This window comes from Ferrovibrio terrae (assembly GCF_943372915.1).
GTDB classification, from domain to species: Bacteria; Pseudomonadota; Alphaproteobacteria; order Ferrovibrionales; family Ferrovibrionaceae; genus Ferrovibrio; species Ferrovibrio terrae_A.
Window position 1 is genome coordinate 1 of record NZ_CALSAN010000011.1, and the last position, 14,853, is coordinate 14,853.

At 63.8% G+C, this 14,853-nt stretch carries 15 protein-coding genes and 1 pseudogene; 10 read left to right on the forward strand and 6 right to left on the reverse strand.

Features of this window, described 5'->3' with window-relative positions:
• The 9 genes and pseudogenes from AAG821_RS09510 to ptsN all read left to right on the forward strand — a co-directional run.
• Nucleotides 1-182 (forward strand): annotated as a pseudogene (locus AAG821_RS09510) (ribonuclease D); the annotation flags it as partial.
• Nucleotides 183-431: 249 nt separating this feature from the next.
• On the forward strand, nucleotides 432-1,439 hold the full coding sequence (locus tag AAG821_RS09515) for a KpsF/GutQ family sugar-phosphate isomerase (RefSeq protein ID WP_341915166.1): 1,008 nt from the start codon (nucleotides 432-434) through the stop codon (nucleotides 1,437-1,439).
• Between the two features lie 11 nt (nucleotides 1,440-1,450).
• Nucleotides 1,451-2,134, forward strand: coding sequence for an LPS export ABC transporter periplasmic protein LptC (gene lptC / locus AAG821_RS09520; RefSeq protein WP_341915164.1), 684 nt, complete (start codon nucleotides 1,451-1,453; stop codon nucleotides 2,132-2,134).
• The gene (locus AAG821_RS09525) at nucleotides 2,131-2,802 is read left to right on the forward strand and encodes an LptA/OstA family protein (RefSeq protein ID WP_341915163.1); all 672 of its coding nucleotides are present in this window, start codon (nucleotides 2,131-2,133) and stop codon (nucleotides 2,800-2,802) included. The genes lptC and AAG821_RS09525 overlap by 4 nt, the downstream gene beginning before the upstream one ends.
• Nucleotides 2,802-3,590 carry an LPS export ABC transporter ATP-binding protein gene (gene lptB / locus AAG821_RS09530; protein ID WP_341915162.1) on the forward strand — a complete coding sequence of 263 codons (789 nt, stop codon included), beginning with the start codon at nucleotides 2,802-2,804 and terminating at the stop codon, nucleotides 3,588-3,590. Before AAG821_RS09525 ends, lptB begins: the two co-directional genes overlap by 1 nt.
• Nucleotides 3,591-3,603: 13 nt before the next feature.
• Complete coding sequence (rpoN, locus tag AAG821_RS09535; RefSeq protein ID WP_341915160.1) at nucleotides 3,604-5,169, forward strand: RNA polymerase factor sigma-54; 1,566 nt, start codon at nucleotides 3,604-3,606, stop codon at nucleotides 5,167-5,169.
• Nucleotides 5,170-5,184: 15 nt separating this feature from the next.
• Entirely contained in the window at nucleotides 5,185-5,832 is a 648-nt protein-coding gene (gene can, locus AAG821_RS09540; protein ID WP_341915159.1) for a carbonate dehydratase, read from the forward strand.
• Between the two features lie 182 nt (nucleotides 5,833-6,014).
• Entirely contained in the window at nucleotides 6,015-6,341 is a 327-nt protein-coding gene (gene raiA / locus AAG821_RS09545) for a ribosome-associated translation inhibitor RaiA (protein WP_341915157.1), read from the forward strand.
• A gap of 54 nt (nucleotides 6,342-6,395) precedes the next feature.
• Nucleotides 6,396-6,860 (forward strand): PTS IIA-like nitrogen regulatory protein PtsN, encoded by a 465-nt coding sequence (gene ptsN / locus AAG821_RS09550; protein WP_341895860.1) that lies wholly within the window; start codon nucleotides 6,396-6,398, stop codon nucleotides 6,858-6,860.
• Between the two features lie 37 nt (nucleotides 6,861-6,897).
• On the opposite strand, the gene AAG821_RS09555 is transcribed toward ptsN, so the two are convergent.
• Nucleotides 6,898-7,146, reverse strand: a complete 249-nt coding sequence (locus tag AAG821_RS09555) for a DUF1150 family protein (protein ID WP_341915156.1) — start codon at nucleotides 7,144-7,146, stop codon at nucleotides 6,898-6,900.
• Between the two features lie 24 nt (nucleotides 7,147-7,170).
• The gene (locus tag AAG821_RS09560) at nucleotides 7,171-7,635 is read right to left on the reverse strand and encodes an Hsp20 family protein (protein WP_341915154.1); all 465 of its coding nucleotides are present in this window, start codon (nucleotides 7,633-7,635) and stop codon (nucleotides 7,171-7,173) included.
• A 104-nt stretch (nucleotides 7,636-7,739) separates the two neighbouring features.
• Between AAG821_RS09560 and AAG821_RS09565 the strand changes: the two genes are divergently transcribed.
• Nucleotides 7,740-9,278, forward strand: a complete 1,539-nt coding sequence (locus AAG821_RS09565; RefSeq protein ID WP_341915153.1) for a 3-hydroxyacyl-CoA dehydrogenase — start codon at nucleotides 7,740-7,742, stop codon at nucleotides 9,276-9,278.
• Here the strand turns inward: AAG821_RS09565 and AAG821_RS09570 are convergent.
• The 4 genes from AAG821_RS09570 to AAG821_RS09585 all read right to left on the reverse strand — a co-directional run bounded on the left by AAG821_RS09570 (nucleotide 9,275) and on the right by AAG821_RS09585 (nucleotide 14,788).
• The gene (locus AAG821_RS09570) at nucleotides 9,275-11,116 is read right to left on the reverse strand and encodes an adenylate/guanylate cyclase domain-containing protein (protein ID WP_341915152.1); all 1,842 of its coding nucleotides are present in this window, start codon (nucleotides 11,114-11,116) and stop codon (nucleotides 9,275-9,277) included. The two genes, AAG821_RS09565 and AAG821_RS09570, sit on opposite strands and share 4 nt — an antisense overlap.
• Nucleotides 11,117-11,227: 111 nt before the next feature.
• The gene (locus tag AAG821_RS09575; protein ID WP_341915150.1) at nucleotides 11,228-11,692 is read right to left on the reverse strand and encodes a hypothetical protein; all 465 of its coding nucleotides are present in this window, start codon (nucleotides 11,690-11,692) and stop codon (nucleotides 11,228-11,230) included.
• A gap of 171 nt (nucleotides 11,693-11,863) precedes the next feature.
• Nucleotides 11,864-13,291, reverse strand: a complete 1,428-nt coding sequence (locus tag AAG821_RS09580; RefSeq protein ID WP_341915149.1) for a HAMP domain-containing sensor histidine kinase — start codon at nucleotides 13,289-13,291, stop codon at nucleotides 11,864-11,866.
• Between the two features lie 21 nt (nucleotides 13,292-13,312).
• Nucleotides 13,313-14,788, reverse strand: coding sequence for an FAD-dependent oxidoreductase (locus tag AAG821_RS09585; protein ID WP_341915147.1), 1,476 nt, complete (start codon nucleotides 14,786-14,788; stop codon nucleotides 13,313-13,315).
• Nucleotides 14,789-14,853 lie beyond the last annotated feature (65 nt).

A 14,853-nucleotide genomic window follows, 5' to 3' on the forward strand; every position in this document is an offset into this window, starting at 1 on the left:
AGGCGCAGCAGCGTTATGCCGCCTCCGACGTGCTGAACCTGCACCAGTTGAAGACCGTGCTGGACGGCATGCTGGTGCGGGAGGGTCGCATGGCGCTCGCCGAGGCCTGTTTCGGCTTCCTGCCGGCCCGTGCGGCGCTGGATCTGGCCGGCTGGCCCGAGGACGATATTTTCGCCCACTAATCCGGGCCTTTATCCCGCAAACGGCCAAGTCTCTGAAATTGGCTGCGAACCGGTCATCAGGTTTGCAATTCCGGGGGTGATTCTCCATACTTGGCACGATTCTTGTTAGTGTCTCGCAAGCGGTGGAAGCCCATGACGTCCGCACCATCCGCCGCGCGTGTTAAGCGCGCCGGAAAGAAACGTGCGAAAGCCCCGACCCGGCCCGGCGCGGCAAAGCCCAGCACGGTAAAGTCCAGTGCGGGAAAAGTCGTGCAGGTTGCCGCACGGCGTCCGGCCGCCAGTCCCGATATCGAGGTCGGCCGCCGCGTTCTGCTGATGGAAGCCAACGGTCTGGCCGCTCTGGCGGCCAATCTGGACAGCAGTTTCGGCAAGGCGCTCGACATTCTCATGACGGTGAGCCGCAAGGGCGCTCATGCGCGTGCCATTATTTCAGGCATGGGCAAGAGCGGCCATGTGGCGCGCAAGATCGCGGCCACGCTTGCCTCGACCGGCACGCCAGCCAGTTTCGTCCATCCCGGCGAGGCCAGCCATGGCGACCTTGGCATGATCATGCCGGGCGATGTGGTGATCTGCCTGTCGAATTCCGGCGAAACCCATGAGCTGGCCGATGTCATCGCCCATGCCAAGCGCTTTGCCATTCCCCTGATTGCCATGACCAAGAAGGCCAAATCGGCACTGGGCGAGGCGGCCGATGTCGTGTTGCTGATCCCGCCGGTGGAAGAGGCCTGTCCGATCGCGCAGGCGCCCACCACATCCACCACCATGATGCTGGCCCTGGGCGATGCGCTCGCCGTCGGCCTGATGGAGCGGCGCGGCTTCACCAAGGACCAGTTCCGTATCTACCATCCCGGCGGCAAGCTCGGCCGCCAGCTGGTCAAGGTCAAAGACCTCATGCATACCGGCGCGGAAATGCCGATGGTGACGGTCGGCACCGGCATGCGCGACGCTTTGGTCACGATGGCCGGCCGCAGCTTTGGCTGTATCGGCATTATCGGCAAGGGCGGCCGCGACAAGGACAAGCTGCTCGGCATCATCACCGACGGCGACTTGCGCCGCCATATCGAGGGCGATCTGCTGGCGCAGAAAGTTGAAACGGTGATGACCAGGAAGCCGATCACCATCGGCCCCAATCAGCTGGCCGGCGAGGCGCTGGGCGAGATGAACCGCCGCCGCATTACCGCCTTCTTCGTGGTCGAGAACGGTCGTCCCGTAGGCATCCTGCACATGCACGATTGCGTGCGTGCAGGTATTACCTGATGCATGGCGCCATGATGACAGCCGATCTCAGCCAGCCAGGCACCCAGAAAACCCGCCGCAATGCCGATTTCGCGCCGCGCGATGGTGCGCGCATCCTGTCGGCATTGCCACGCCGGCGCGGTTTCGTCCGTTTCATGAAATTCATCCTGCCGCTGATCGCGCTCGGCACTGTGGCGGCGGTGATCGCCTGGCCGCAGCTGTCTAAGCGGCATAACACCCTGTCGCTGAGCTTCAGCGATGTGGACTCTGCCAGTGCGGCGCTGGTGATGAACAATCCGAAATACCGCGGCTCGGATGCCAATGGCCAGCCCTATGTGGTAACGGCCGACCGCGCCATCCAGGACCCGAAGGATGACAAGCATGTGACGCTGGACCGCGTGCAGGCTGATATCACCATGAGCAGTGGCGAATGGTGGTCCCTGACCGCCGATACAGGGCTGTATAATGGCACCGCCCATCTGCTTGACCTGTATGGCAACATCAATGTCTATGGTGACCGTGGCAGCGAGATGCATGGCCATTCCGCCGAGGTCAATCTGCAGACCAAGGTGATATCCAGCGACGAGAAGGTGTGGGGGCAGGCGGAATTCGGCCAGATCCGCGCCAATGGTATGCGGGTCTACGACAAGGGGCGGGTCATCGTTTTCATCAATGGCGTGAAGACGACGATTCTTCCGCGAGGGAAGCAGGGATGACGGTATTACGACTCCCCCATCTGTTCGCCCGCTCGTTCGGGCTGCGCCCGGCGTTTCTGGCTGCCGCGGCGCTTGCCTTGTTCGCTGCCGATGCGACCGCCCAGTTGAACCTCAACAGCAAGCAGAACAGCAACCAGCCGATCGAGATTTCTTCCGATACCCTGGAAGTGCAGCAGGACAAGCAGCTGGCGATCTTCAAGGGCAAGGTCGATGTGGTGCAAGGCGATACCCGGCTGCGTTCGGAAGAGCTGTTCGTGTATTACCGCGACCGCAGCGCGCCGGCAGCCGGCGCTGCTGCGGGCAGTACGACGCCGCGCCAGCAGCCTGCCGCACGCCCGGCTGCCGCACCGGCCGCACCCGGCGGTCCCGATTCCAGCTCGATCAGCAAGATCGAGGCGAAAGGCAGTGTCTTCGTCTCGACGCCGAAGGAACGCGCCCAGGGCGATTTCGGCGTGTATGACGTGGAAAAGAAGACTATTACCCTGACCGGCAATGTGCTGATGACCAGCGACAACAGCACGTTGCGCTGTGCGCGCGCCGTGATGTATCAGGATACCGGCCGCAGTACCTGCGATCCGGCCCAGGGCACACGGGTACGGGCGGTGATCATTCCCGAAGGCGGCGACAAGCCGGCCGATCCGGCGCCTGCACAGGGAGGCCGTCGCTGATGACTGCCAGTGGCGACAAGCTTGATCCGGCAGGCGACGGCCTGCGCTTGGTTGCCGAGAATCCGTATCCCGGGCTGGCAGCGCATCGCCTGGGCAAGAGCTTCAAGAAGCGGCCGGTGCTGCGCGATGTGTCGCTGTATGTGCAGCGTGGCGAAGCCGTTGGCCTGCTGGGCCCCAACGGCGCCGGCAAGACCACGACCTTCTACATCATGACCGGTCTGCTGCGGCCCGATCATGGCAGCATCACACTGGATGGCCACAATATCACCGGCCTGCCGATGTATCGCCGCTCGCGGCTCGGCATGGGCTACTTGCCGCAGGAAGCCTCGATCTTCCGCGGCCTGACGGTGGAACAGAATATCCGCGCCGTGCTTGAACTGGTCGAGCCCGAGGCTGATCGCCGCGAGGCGATGCTGGACGACCTGCTGGCTGAATTCTCGATCACGCATCTGCGGCGCACGCCGGCGCTGGCGCTGTCCGGCGGCGAGCGCCGGCGCTGCGAAATCGCCCGCTCGCTGGCAACGCAGCCTTCCTTCATGCTGCTGGACGAGCCACTGGCCGGCATCGATCCGATTGCGGTAGGTGAAATCCGCCAGCTGGTGTCGCATCTGAAGGATCGCGGCATCGGCGTGCTGATCACCGACCACAATGTCCGCGAGACACTCGACATCATCGACCGTGCCTACATCCTGCATGATGGCAAGGTACTGATGGAGGGCAGCCCGAGCGAAATCGTCGCCGACGAGAATGTCCGGCGGGTTTATCTCGGCGAGCGGTTCAGCTGGTGATGGGCGCATAAGCATGGCCTTGGGTCCCCGTCTCGAGCTTAGGCAGGGCCAGGCGCTCGTTATGACGCCGCAGCTGCAGCAGGCGATCAAGCTGCTGCAGCTCTCCAATCTCGAATTGATGGCCTATGTCGAGCAGGAGCTGGAGCGCAATCCGCTGCTCGAACGGATCGACGGCGACGCGCCCGGTGCCGAGGATACCCGCGATTCCTTTGAAGTCGCCGATGGCGATGCGCCGGCCGAACGCCTGGATCTGAGTTCCGATGGCATCGCCGAAAAGGCGCGCGAAGCCATGGATGTCGATCCCGATGGCGACAATACCTTCAACAACGACAGTGGCTATGACGGCGCCAATGCCGATATGGGGCTGAGCAGCAATTATATCAGCGGGCGTGGTGGCGACGGGCGGTTTGACGACGAGGGCGGTGGCCTGGAACAGACCCTGTCGGAGACGCTCAGCCTGCGCGAGCATGTGCAGGAACACTGGCTGCTGATGCCGGCCAATGCGACCGACCGCCTGATCGGCCAGGCTCTGATCGATACGCTGGACGAAGCCGGCTATGTCACCGAACCGCTGGAAGAGGTGGCGACCCGGCTGGGTATCGAGGCCGACGAGGTCGAGGCCGTGCTACTGGATCTGCAGACCATCGAGCCGGCAGGGCTGTTTGCCCGCAGCCTGAAGGAATGCCTGGCGCTGCAGCTGCGCGAACGCGACCGCCTCGATCCGGCCATGCAGGCTCTGCTCGATAACCTGGAACTGCTGGCCAAGCGCGATATCCCCGGCCTGATGCGCATCTGTGGCGTGGATCAGGAAGATGTCGCCGACATGGTGCAGGAAATCCGTGCACTCAATCCCAAGCCGGGTCTGCTGTTCGGTGGTGAGCCGGTGCAGACGCTGGTGCCCGATGTCTATGTGCGCCGGGGCAATGACGGCAGCTGGCTGGTCGAGCTGAACAGCGACACCCTGCCGCGCGTGCTGGTCAACAGCCGCTATTATGCCCGGGTGACCAAGGCGGAAAAGGCGGCGACAAATGGCGCGACGCCGAATGTCCAGCAGAAGCAGACCAAGACCTATATGTCGGATTGCCTGAATTCGGCTAACTGGCTGGTCAAGTCGCTCGACCAGCGTGCCCAGACCATCCTGAAGGTCGCCAGCGAGATCGTGCGTCAGCAGGACGCCTTCCTGCGCCATGGCGTGTCGCATCTGAAACCGCTGAACCTGCGCGCCGTGGCCGAGGCCATCGAGATGCATGAAAGCACGGTCAGCCGCGTCACCTCGAACAAGACCATGGCGACGCCACGCGGCATTTTCGAGATGAAGTATTTCTTCACTGCCAGTATCGCGGCCACCGATGGCGGCGAAGCCTTCTCGGCAGAGTCGATCCGTCACCGCATCAAGACGCTGATCGATGCCGAAAGCGCCGAGGATGTGTTGTCGGACGACAAGATCGTCGAGATGCTGGCCGGCAAGGGTGTCGATATCGCCCGCCGCACCGTGGCGAAATACCGCGAGGCAATGAACATTCCTTCATCGGTCGAGCGCCGCCGCCTGAAAAAGGCCGGCCTGCTCAAGGCCGGGTGAGGCGAGGGCGGAAACATGGCTGACATCGCGCCGCTGTTTGACAGCAACCGGGCCTGGGCGATTTCCAAGCTCAATGCCGATCCGGGTTTTTTCGACCGGCTCGCGCATCAGCAGAATCCGGCCTATCTCTGGATTGGCTGCGCCGACAGCCGGGTGCCGGCGAATGAAATCGTCGGTCTCGATCCCGGCGAGCTGTTCGTGCACCGCAATGTCGCCAACCTGGTTCATCCGGCCGACATGAACTGCCTGGCAGTGCTGCAATACGCCATTGAATTCCTGAAGGTGAAGCACGTCATCGTCACCGGCCACTACGGCTGTGGCGGCGTGCGCGCGGCAATGCAGCCGCAGCAGCTGGGCCTGATCGATCATTGGCTGCGGCCGATCCGCGATGTCTACGCACGGAACGAGGCTGAGCTTCAGGACGTGGTCGAGGAATACAAGCGCGTCAATCTGCTGTGCGAACTGAACGTGCGCGAGCAGGTGCACAATCTGGCCAAGACCACCATCGTGCAGAATGCCTGGCATCGCGGCCAGGATCTCAGCCTGCATGGCTGGGTATACGGAATATCAAATGGCTTGATCCGCGATCTCGGCGTCACCATATCCGGTGCGGAAGCCGTCGACCGAATCTTTCGTACCGAACCGGACCGGTTGGCGCCTTAGCCCTTGTGATCAAAGGTAAACCGTAGCCGGACGGCTGTGGATATCTTTTAAATCAATGGGTTAACGGATTTCCACGTGGTTGACAGGGAAAAAGGCCTTCTCTATGGTCCGCCGCGCATGACGGGCGTTGGCCGCCGTACTACACTCATGCCCTGACCGATCGAACTCGGATTTCGACACAGATGAAAATCCTGACTTCCGGACAGCAGCTCGACCTCGGCGACTCTTTGCGCGCCTATGTCGAGGAACATCTTTCCGCAGCGGTGTCCAAGTACATGGACAATGCCATCGAGGCCAATGTCGTGTTCAAGCGCGACGGCTCGATGTTCCATTGTGTATGCACGGTGCATGTCGGTGCAGGCATCGCCATGACGGCAGCGGCGGAGGGTAACGAAATCTATCTCAGCTTCGACCAGGCTCTGGAGAAGCTGGCTAAACAGGTCCGGCGCGACAAACGCAAGCGGCGTAATCATCACCAGCGGCTCCCCCAGGTCGGAGATGTGGCCTGAGTCTCGATTGAGACCAGACTCATACCGTCAGAAGCCGCGGAGGCACGATTCCAGATGGAAATCTTTCAGCTCTTGAGCCCTGATGGCGTGATCGCCAACCTCAAGGCCAACAGCAAGAAGCAGGCGCTGCAGGAACTCTCTGCCCGCGCCGCAAAAATCACTGGCCAGCATGAGCGCGCCATTTTCGATACCCTGCTGGAGCGTGAGCGCCTCGGTACCACGGGTGTTGGCAATGGGATTGCGATTCCGCATGGCCGCCTGCCCGGACTGGACAAGCTTTATGGCCTGTTCGCCCGTGTTGAGCGTCCGATCGATTTCGATTCGATCGACGAGATGCCTGTGGACTTGGTGTTTCTTCTGCTGGCCCCGGAATCGGCCGGCGCCGACCACCTGAAGGCACTGGCGCGCGTGTCGCGCCTGCTGCGCGACAAGGCGGTTTGCGAGAAGCTGCGCGGCGCCGAGAGCGCCGACGCCATCTACGCCCTGCTCACCGACAGCCCGACCAGCCACGCCGCCTGATCGGCGTAGACTGGCCGTAACCGTCAGATCTGTTCCGTCAGTGCGCGCTGACGGGCATCAGGTCGTTCTGCACTGCTGCAGCAAAGGCAAGTTCGCGTTGCGGCGCGAGGCCTAACTGGGTGCCGTTGGCGGAGTAGATGCCCCAGACCGCACCTTCTGGAATCTGCACCAGCCGTATATAGGCCAGGTCAGGCGCGCCGAGGTTGGCAAAGGTTTCTTCCGTCATCGGCGGTTGTGAGCCCGCGACGTTGTCATGTTTGGTATCGTGATCGTTGGGGAGGGCCATGTGTTTTCTCCTTCCGGCGCGAACTTAACGAGAGCCGCCGGTTTTGCCGGTAACGCCCAGCGTATCGCTGCGGCCGCCATCCGTCGTGTTGATCGCAATATTGCGAATCTGTGATTCCGGCCGCGGCCGGTGCAGGTCGATATGCAGCAGGCCGTTGCGCAGCTCTGCGCCCACAACCTCAATGCCATCGGCCAGCACGAAGCTGCGCTGGAACTGCCGCGCCGCGATACCGCGATGCAGGTAGATGCGTTCCTTGTCGTCGCTCTGCTTGCCACGGATGACAAGCTGGTTGTCTTCCACCGTGATGGCGAGATCGGTCGCGCTGAAACCTGCAAGTGCCAGGCTGATACGGAGATCGTTTTCGCCGGTCTGTTCAATATTATAGGGTGGATAGCCCTCCGAGCCCGCCTTGGTGGCGCGCTCGATCATGCGTTCGACATGGTCGAAGCCGAGCAGCAGGGGGCTGGAGAAAATCGATACGCGGGTCATTCCATACTCCTTATAAAAGCGAGCAGCGCGCGGACCCTTAAAGGCATCCGAACACCGAAGATGTGGGGTGCGATGGCTTGCGGATCAAGGCCTGTATAGGCAGGATGTTGCCGCCAAAACGGAGGCATATTGTGGCTGAAACTGGGCAAAAGATTGAAACTGTAGGCGTTATCGGCGCTGGCGCCATGGGCCGCGGCATTGCCCAGGTGGGCATGACCGGCGGCATGGCGGTTCTGCTGTTCGATGCCATGACCGGCGCAGCCGCCAAGGCGCGCGAGGCGATCTTTGCCCAGCTTGACCAGATGGTGTCCAAAGGCCGGCTCGAGGAGTCAGCCGCGACGGCAGCCAAGGCTCGTCTGAGCGTGGTGGATACGCTGGAAGCGCTGGCCCCTGCCGATCTGGTGGTGGAAGCCATTGTCGAGAATCTCGGGGTCAAGCAGGAGGTGTTCCGCAAGCTGGAAGCGATCGTGCGGCCCGATTGCCTGCTGGCCTCCAATACCTCGTCATTGCGCATCGCCAGCATTGCGGCTGCCTGCCAGCAGCGCGACCGTATTGCCGGCCTGCATTTCTTCAATCCCGTGCCGCTGATGAAACTGGTGGAAGTGATCCGCGCGCCGGGCAGTTCAGATGCCACGATTGCCAGCCTGGTTGCAGTGGGTGAACGCATGGGCCGGCTGCCGGTGGTGGTGCAGGACAGCCCGGGCTTCCTGGTCAATCTGGGGGGGCGTGCCTATACGCAGGAGGCACTGCGCATCGTCTCTGAAGGCGTGGCGACGCCGGCGCAGGTCGATGCGGTGATGCGCGACAACTGGGGCTTCAAGATGGGGCCCTTCGAGCTGATGGATTTGACCGGCATCGACGTTAATTTCCCGGTCAGCCAGATCATCCACGAAGGCTATTTCTATGACCGCCGGCTGGCCACGGCACCGCTGCACCAGTTGCTGAAGGAAAGTGGCCAGTTCGGCCGCAAGACCAAACAGGGCTTTTTTGCCTATGACGAGGCCGACAAGGGCGTGGTGCCCTCAGCCGATGCGACCTCGGCGGCAGAACCGGCCAGCCGGGTCGTACTGGCCGATGCCGATGATGAAGCCCTGGGTGCATTGCTGCGCAGCTTCGACCTTGAGGTCAGCGGGTTTGATGATGGCGACAGCGCCATTCTTTGCGCGCCGCTAGGTGAGGATGTGGCCAGTTATGCGGCCCGCATGAAGCTGGATCACCGCCGCCTGTTCGGCCTCGATATCGCCGGCAAGCTGGACAAGCGCCTGACGCTGATGCGCGCACCAGGTGCGCGGCGTGATCTTGTTGATGCTCTGGTGGCGCGGTTGCACTCTGCCGGCCGGGCCGTTACGTCGATCACCGATAGTCCCGGTTTCATCGGCCAGCGCATTGCGGCCATGGTGGCCAATCTGGGCTGTGAGATGGCGCAGATCCGTGTCGCCAGCCCGCCCGATATCGACAAGGCGATGACGCTGGGGCTGAACTATCCCTTCGGGCCGCTGGCGTTGGCCGACGCCATGGGGCTGGAAACCGTGCATACGGTGCTGACCCAGCTGCAGGCCATCACCGGCGACGACCGCTACCGGCCCAGCCTGTGGCTGCGCCGCCGTGCACAGCTCGGGTTGTCGGCACTCACCGAGGACTAGGCCGTCAGCCGCACGAAGGGAACCGGTTTTACAAACCCCTTCAGCTCGGCGCTTTCATGGCTGAGGGTGCGGCCGTCCAGCAATGGCATCACGGCCGGATCGGCGGCCAGTGGCGCCGACAGCACGACTTCGCCACGCCGGCTGCGGCCCTGCAGGCGGGCGGCCATGTTCACTGTGCTGCCGAAGTAATCCAGTCGCTCGTTCAGGGTCACGGCGATGCAGCGTCCGCCATGCAGACCCATCTTCAAACCGATGGCGGTCTCCGCGGGCAGACCCTCGGCGGCCAGTTCCGCCTGATAGTCGCGGTTGAAGGCGCCGATGCGGTCGCGGATTTCCAGGGCGGCGCGCACGGCCTGTTCGGGCGTGGCAAACGCTGCCATCACCGCATCGCCGATGGTTTTGATCAGCGCGCCGTCATGTTCGCGGATCGACTCGGCCAGGAAGCCGAAATGCCGGCGCACCAGGCGATAGGCTGCTGCATCGCCGAGCCGTTCGTAGAGCGCGGTGGACCCTTCCAGATCGGTGAACATCAGCGTGATGCTGTCGATGCCGACATCCTCGCCCTCGCGCAGCACCTGCGCCGGCAGCAGGTCGCGGAAAGCCTGCAGGGTCGTCACCTCATGAGCGGTCAGCGCGTCGCTGCGCCAGGCGCGCGACTCGATCACAAAGGTCAGTTGCCGGCTGCTGAGATTGTGTAACACCAGGCCACCAATGGTATCGCCGGCGGCGCCACGGATGGTGAATTCCGGCGCGGCAGCATCTTCGGCAATCATGGTCGGGAAGGCACCGCCATCATGCACGATCACGCATTCGCCGCCGGGTTCCAGGGCACGCAGGCGGTATTCGCCGGCCGGCAGGGCCACCATGATGCGCCGCTGCTCGCCCGGCTGCAGAATCTGCTGCACCAGAATGTGGCGCGACACATGCGGCCCACCCATGCAGAACTCGCCTTCGCCAATGCTGCGGATTGCTGGGGCGGGGCGGAAGCTGATCTCGATATTGCTGGTGAAGCTGCCGTCATAGGCGATGTTGCAGGAGGGGCAGTGCGCCTGTTTGGGCAACTGGTCGAGCGTCGTTGCCGTCGCCTTGGCGCCGCCGCAGCGTGGGCAGAGCAGGTTCCACGATAGTCCCAGCAGGCCGAGGCGTGTCGCTTCCAGGCAGAGCTCGGCAACGTGGCGGACCGGCACCTGCCAGTCGCGCGCCAGCTTGCGCGGCCGGATGCGGATCAGGTCGACCTCCTGTGCCGTGGCGATATGGCTGGCCAGCCGGTCGGCCAGGTGGTGATGATATGATCCGGCGGCGATCTGCCGGGTCAGGCCGGCGAGCCGTTCGCGCTGTTCCGGCGCCGGTTCAGGCGGTGTGTAGAGGAAGGGCATGTCGGCCTGGCCCGCGGCAAAGCTGGCGGCCTGCCGCACCATCTCTTCAAGGCTCTTGCCGATCTTGTCCAGCAGGCCGGTGGCGAACAGCAGATGCCCTAGGATGCCGCGTGGCGTGCCGCTGAGCCGGTAGGTGACACGGCTGCCGCCATTCGGGCCGGCTTCCAGCTTCAGCGCGGGGCCGAGGGTTTGCAGCGGGCCGCGCTGGAATATCCGCATCTGGCGGAATTCGCGCTCGAACACCCATTCGAACGGCGGGTCGTCCCATTCGACGGCAACGCCTTTGTAACTCGCGGTAGCGCGGCGGCGCACTGAGCCATCGGGCTGCGTGATTTCCTCCACCGCATAGCGCGGTGTGCCCGCGGCCTCGTTGAAGCGGGCGGTGTCTGAGAGATAGGGCCAGAGCGCGGCCGGCGGCGCCGGCAGATCCCAGGTCCATGTGCGGTCGTGCAGTTTCTGCATGTGGCAGAAACTAGCACGATGCGGTGGTTGGCAAGAGGCCGGCGGTTGATGCCGGTCACAGAAATCAGCGGGTTCAGGCGCCGGCAGACACGGCCACGAGGCGAGCCAGCATCACATCGGCTTGACGGCCGGGTCAGGCGCTGGCTCGGTGACGAGCATGGCTTCTGCCGGAATTTCCTCTGCCCGCTGGTCATAGGGGGCGGTGGGCAGCTGCGGCTGCGGACGGCGGCCGGGCGGGGTCATCGGCATGCGGGGATCGGCCAGCGCGCGCGGCGGTCCGGGCAACTGGCGGCCTTCCAGCGAATAGGGATCTGGCTCCGCATAGCAGTCGACACCACCGAGGGTCTTGAAGCAGAACACTTCCTGGCGATCAGTCGGCTTGAAATTGCTGACGCAATATTTGCCATCGACGACCAGGTTTTCGAGATTGCAGGTCATTTCAAGGCGACGCTCAACGCGAGCCTTAAAAACCTCATAACCGACTCCGACGGCGGTGCTCTGGGCGAAGGGTGTAAAGTCTTTGCGTTGATCTGCGCAGGCCGACAGCAAGCCGGTCAGGAACAGCGGCAGCAGCAAACTGCGGATGATGATACGCATGGGCTTCTCTCCTGCGTGCGGCATCCATCTGGACACCGTTCAGCCATTCTGGCCAAGCATTATCGCGCCCCGCCGTTTGAATATCCAGTTAAGCAATATGGTTAAAACGCGTTAGCCATAAGGGATGGTGGCCTGCCGAAGTGGGCCGTTTCAGGCGGTGGGCTGCGGCAGTCGGATGCGGAAGGTGGTTCCGAGCGGGCCGGTGCGGGCCAGTTCCAGGTCGCCGCCATGACCGCGGATCAATTCGCGGGCGATGGCAAGGCCAAGGCCGGTTCCACCGCTGCGACCGCCGCGGAAGGGCTCGAACAGATGGGTCTGGGCCGCTTCGCTCAGGCCGCCACCACTGTCGGCCACTTCGATCACGACGCCATTTTCGGCAAGCGCTGCAGCCACCCGGATGTCGCCGCCATCGGGCATCGCCTGGGCGGCGTTGCGGACCAGGTTGTTGAGCACGCGGTACAAATGCTCGCTGTCGGCCTGCAGCAGCAGGGTTTCCGGTACGGCATTGTGCCAGCGGATGTTGGTTCCATCCGGCAGGCCCAGCGCGGCGGCGACATCGTCGACGAAATCGCGCAGGGCAATGCGGCAGGGTTCCGGAGCACGCTCTTCCGCCTTGCCATAGCGCAGGGTCTGGGCGCAGAGCGCGATGGCGCGGTCGATCGAGCCGACCAGGCGGGGGGCGACCTGCAGCACGGTGGGGTCGGCCGAGGTGGCGAGGCGGTCGGAGACCAGCTGGGCCGAGGCCAGCATGTTGCGCAGGTCATGGCTGATCTTGCTGACGGCGATACCAAGCTGGGCCAGGCGCGCGCGCTGGGTCAATGCCTGCCGCAGATCCTGCTGCATCATCTGCAGCTCGCGTTCGGCCATGCCGATTTCATCGCGACGCTGCGTCGGGCGGATGATCTGCCGGGCGTCTTCCGGTGCGGCATGGAAACCCACGATGCTGACGATCAGGCGGCGGATTGGCCGCACCAGCAGCCATTGCAGGCTCAGATAGACCAGGGCGCCGGTGATGACCGAGATGATCAGCGCCACCCACAGCACCTGCCAGGAGAAATCGCGCAGCGCATCACTCAGCGGTGCTGTCGGCAGCACCACCTCGATACGGGTCTGCGGATCGCGCGGCGACGGACCCAGCACGCGGACATAGTCGTTGGCCGGATTGGTCATCACCATCACCGCATTCATGATGCCTTCCCACCATTTCTGGGTGGTGAGATCGACGGGCTTGCCGAGCATCGGCAATTCCTGGCGGTCGCTCAGGATAAGGGCATTCGATTCCTTGCGCCGCATCGCCACCAGCTTGCCGCCGACATTGCGCAGCAACTCATCTTCCAGTTCGGCGCTGACCATGCCGTTCGGTGCAGCCAACAGGGCGAGCGCGGCCTGGTCGGCCAGTTCGATGCGCGATTCAAAATAGCTGATGCGAAACCGGCTCATCGCCGGCAGGTAGATCAGCACGGCCGACAGCATGGTGAAGACAATCGTCAGCACCAGCAGACGGCCAGACAGGCTGGCGACGCCAGGCGGGCGTGGCGGGTGCGAAGAATCGGTCGAGGCGAGGGGCTCGGCGGTCATGATACAGGATAGTATAGCGCGTCAGCCGAACCGGGCGAGGAACTGGACGATCCGCCGGGTCAGCGGACTGAACAGTTTGGGACGGTAGAAATCGGCAGCCGCCTGCAGGGCACTGCTGCCACGGGCCGGAAAGGGCGCAATCATGGCCTGGACTGCGCCGATGCCCAGTCCCTTGCCAATGGCGAGCGCCCAGGGATGCAGGATTTCGGCGGCCTGCGGCCCGACCGCGGCGGCGCCGAGAATGCGACCGGTGGAGGTGGTCATCACCTTGAGCAGGCCTTCGCTGCGCCCTTCGGCCAGGGCGCGCTCGTTGAGGATGAAGGGGCGGCGCTGGATGTGGATGCGGCCATGGCGCGCGCGCGCGGCGGCTTCGCTCAGGCCGACACAGGCGAGTTCCGGATCGCAGGCGACCAGATCGGCCGCCGCGCGGCGGTCGGCGCGCAGGGGCAGCCGCAGCAGGATATTCTTCAGCGCCACAGTGGCGTGATGCACGGCGATCGCAGTTGTGGCCTGAGGATCGACCGCGGCCCCGATGGCATGGACATGGTGGTTGCTGGTGCGCAGGGTGCCATCCACCGCGATTCCACGCGGCCCTGTGGTGATGCCGGCCTGTCGCAGGTCAAGGGCGTCAAGATCGGCCTGCCAGCCTGTCGCCAGCAGCAGATGTGAACCGGCGATGCGGTCGGTGCCGCCATCGGCATGGTGCAGGGTCAGCACGATACCGGTGGCGGAATTTTCCGCCAGGGTGATCGTGGTCTGCTCATGCAGCGTCACGCCGTCGCGGCGCAGGGCATCGACGACCAGGTCGCGCAGTTCCGGATCGTGGCGCGCGAGGCATTGCTGGCGCTCGACCAGCGTCACCCGCACGCCCAGACGCTGAAAGGCCTGCGCGCATGCAATGCCGGTGCCGCCGCCGCCGATGACCAGCAGATGCAGCGGGCGCTCTGTCAGATCGAAGATCGATTGCGGAGTCAGGCAGGCGATATCCGTCAAACCGGGAATGGCGGGCATCGCCGGTTTTGCGCCACTGGCGATCACGAAGCGGCGTGCCGTAACCTGGGTGCTGCCAACATTGAGTGTATCAGGCGCGGCAAATCGCGCTTCACCCTGCAGCACCGTAACGCCCAGAGCACCCAGCCGCTCAGCCGAATCATTCGGCGCAGCGGCGGCGATCGTGGCATTGGCATGCCGCAGCACAGCCAGGATGTCGATATCGGGTTCGTCAAAGCGGATGCCAAGCTTTGCCGCATGCTGCCAGTCGGTGGCGTGGCGGGCGGCAGCGGCCAGCGCCTGCAGCGGCAGCTCGCCATATAGCCGCGCACCGCCCATGCGATCACGTTCGATCAGAACGGTTTTGGCACCGAGCAGGGCGCCGCCGGCAGCCACGGTGATGCCGGCAGTGCCAGCGCCAACCACGGCGATATCGCATTCGATCCGCTCGGTCATGCCACCAGCAAAGACAGCGGGGCGGGCGAAGTCAAGCGAGCGACTCGGCATGCCGAGGCGTCCTGCCGCCCCGTTTTTGCCGCAATGGGGCGGCAAAGAGAGCAATTAACCCCTAT

What these genes read in the sequence shown, in the direction of transcription:
- raiA (WP_341915157.1), top strand. Translation starts at nt 6,015, where the DNA reads ATGAAAATCCTGACTTCCGGACAGCAGCTCGACCTCGGCGACTCTTTG.
- lptB (WP_341915162.1), top strand. Translation starts at nt 2,802, where the DNA reads ATGACTGCCAGTGGCGACAAGCTTGATCCGGCAGGCGACGGCCTGCGC.
- AAG821_RS09525 (WP_341915163.1), top strand. Translation starts at nt 2,131, where the DNA reads ATGACGGTATTACGACTCCCCCATCTGTTCGCCCGCTCGTTCGGGCTG.
- ptsN (WP_341895860.1), top strand. Translation starts at nt 6,396, where the DNA reads ATGGAAATCTTTCAGCTCTTGAGCCCTGATGGCGTGATCGCCAACCTC.
- lptC (WP_341915164.1), top strand. Translation starts at nt 1,451, where the DNA reads ATGATGACAGCCGATCTCAGCCAGCCAGGCACCCAGAAAACCCGCCGC.
- rpoN (WP_341915160.1), top strand. Translation starts at nt 3,604, where the DNA reads ATGGCCTTGGGTCCCCGTCTCGAGCTTAGGCAGGGCCAGGCGCTCGTT.
- AAG821_RS09560 (WP_341915154.1), bottom strand. Translation starts at nt 7,635, where the DNA reads ATGACCCGCGTATCGATTTTCTCCAGCCCCCTGCTGCTCGGCTTCGAC.
- AAG821_RS09565 (WP_341915153.1), top strand. Translation starts at nt 7,740, where the DNA reads ATGTTGCCGCCAAAACGGAGGCATATTGTGGCTGAAACTGGGCAAAAG.
- AAG821_RS09580 (WP_341915149.1), bottom strand. Translation starts at nt 13,291, where the DNA reads ATGACCGCCGAGCCCCTCGCCTCGACCGATTCTTCGCACCCGCCACGC.
- AAG821_RS09555 (WP_341915156.1), bottom strand. Translation starts at nt 7,146, where the DNA reads ATGGCCCTCCCCAACGATCACGATACCAAACATGACAACGTCGCGGGC.
- AAG821_RS09570 (WP_341915152.1), bottom strand. Translation starts at nt 11,116, where the DNA reads ATGCAGAAACTGCACGACCGCACATGGACCTGGGATCTGCCGGCGCCG.
- AAG821_RS09585 (WP_341915147.1), bottom strand. Translation starts at nt 14,788, where the DNA reads ATGCCGAGTCGCTCGCTTGACTTCGCCCGCCCCGCTGTCTTTGCTGGT.
- can (WP_341915159.1), top strand. Translation starts at nt 5,185, where the DNA reads ATGGCTGACATCGCGCCGCTGTTTGACAGCAACCGGGCCTGGGCGATT.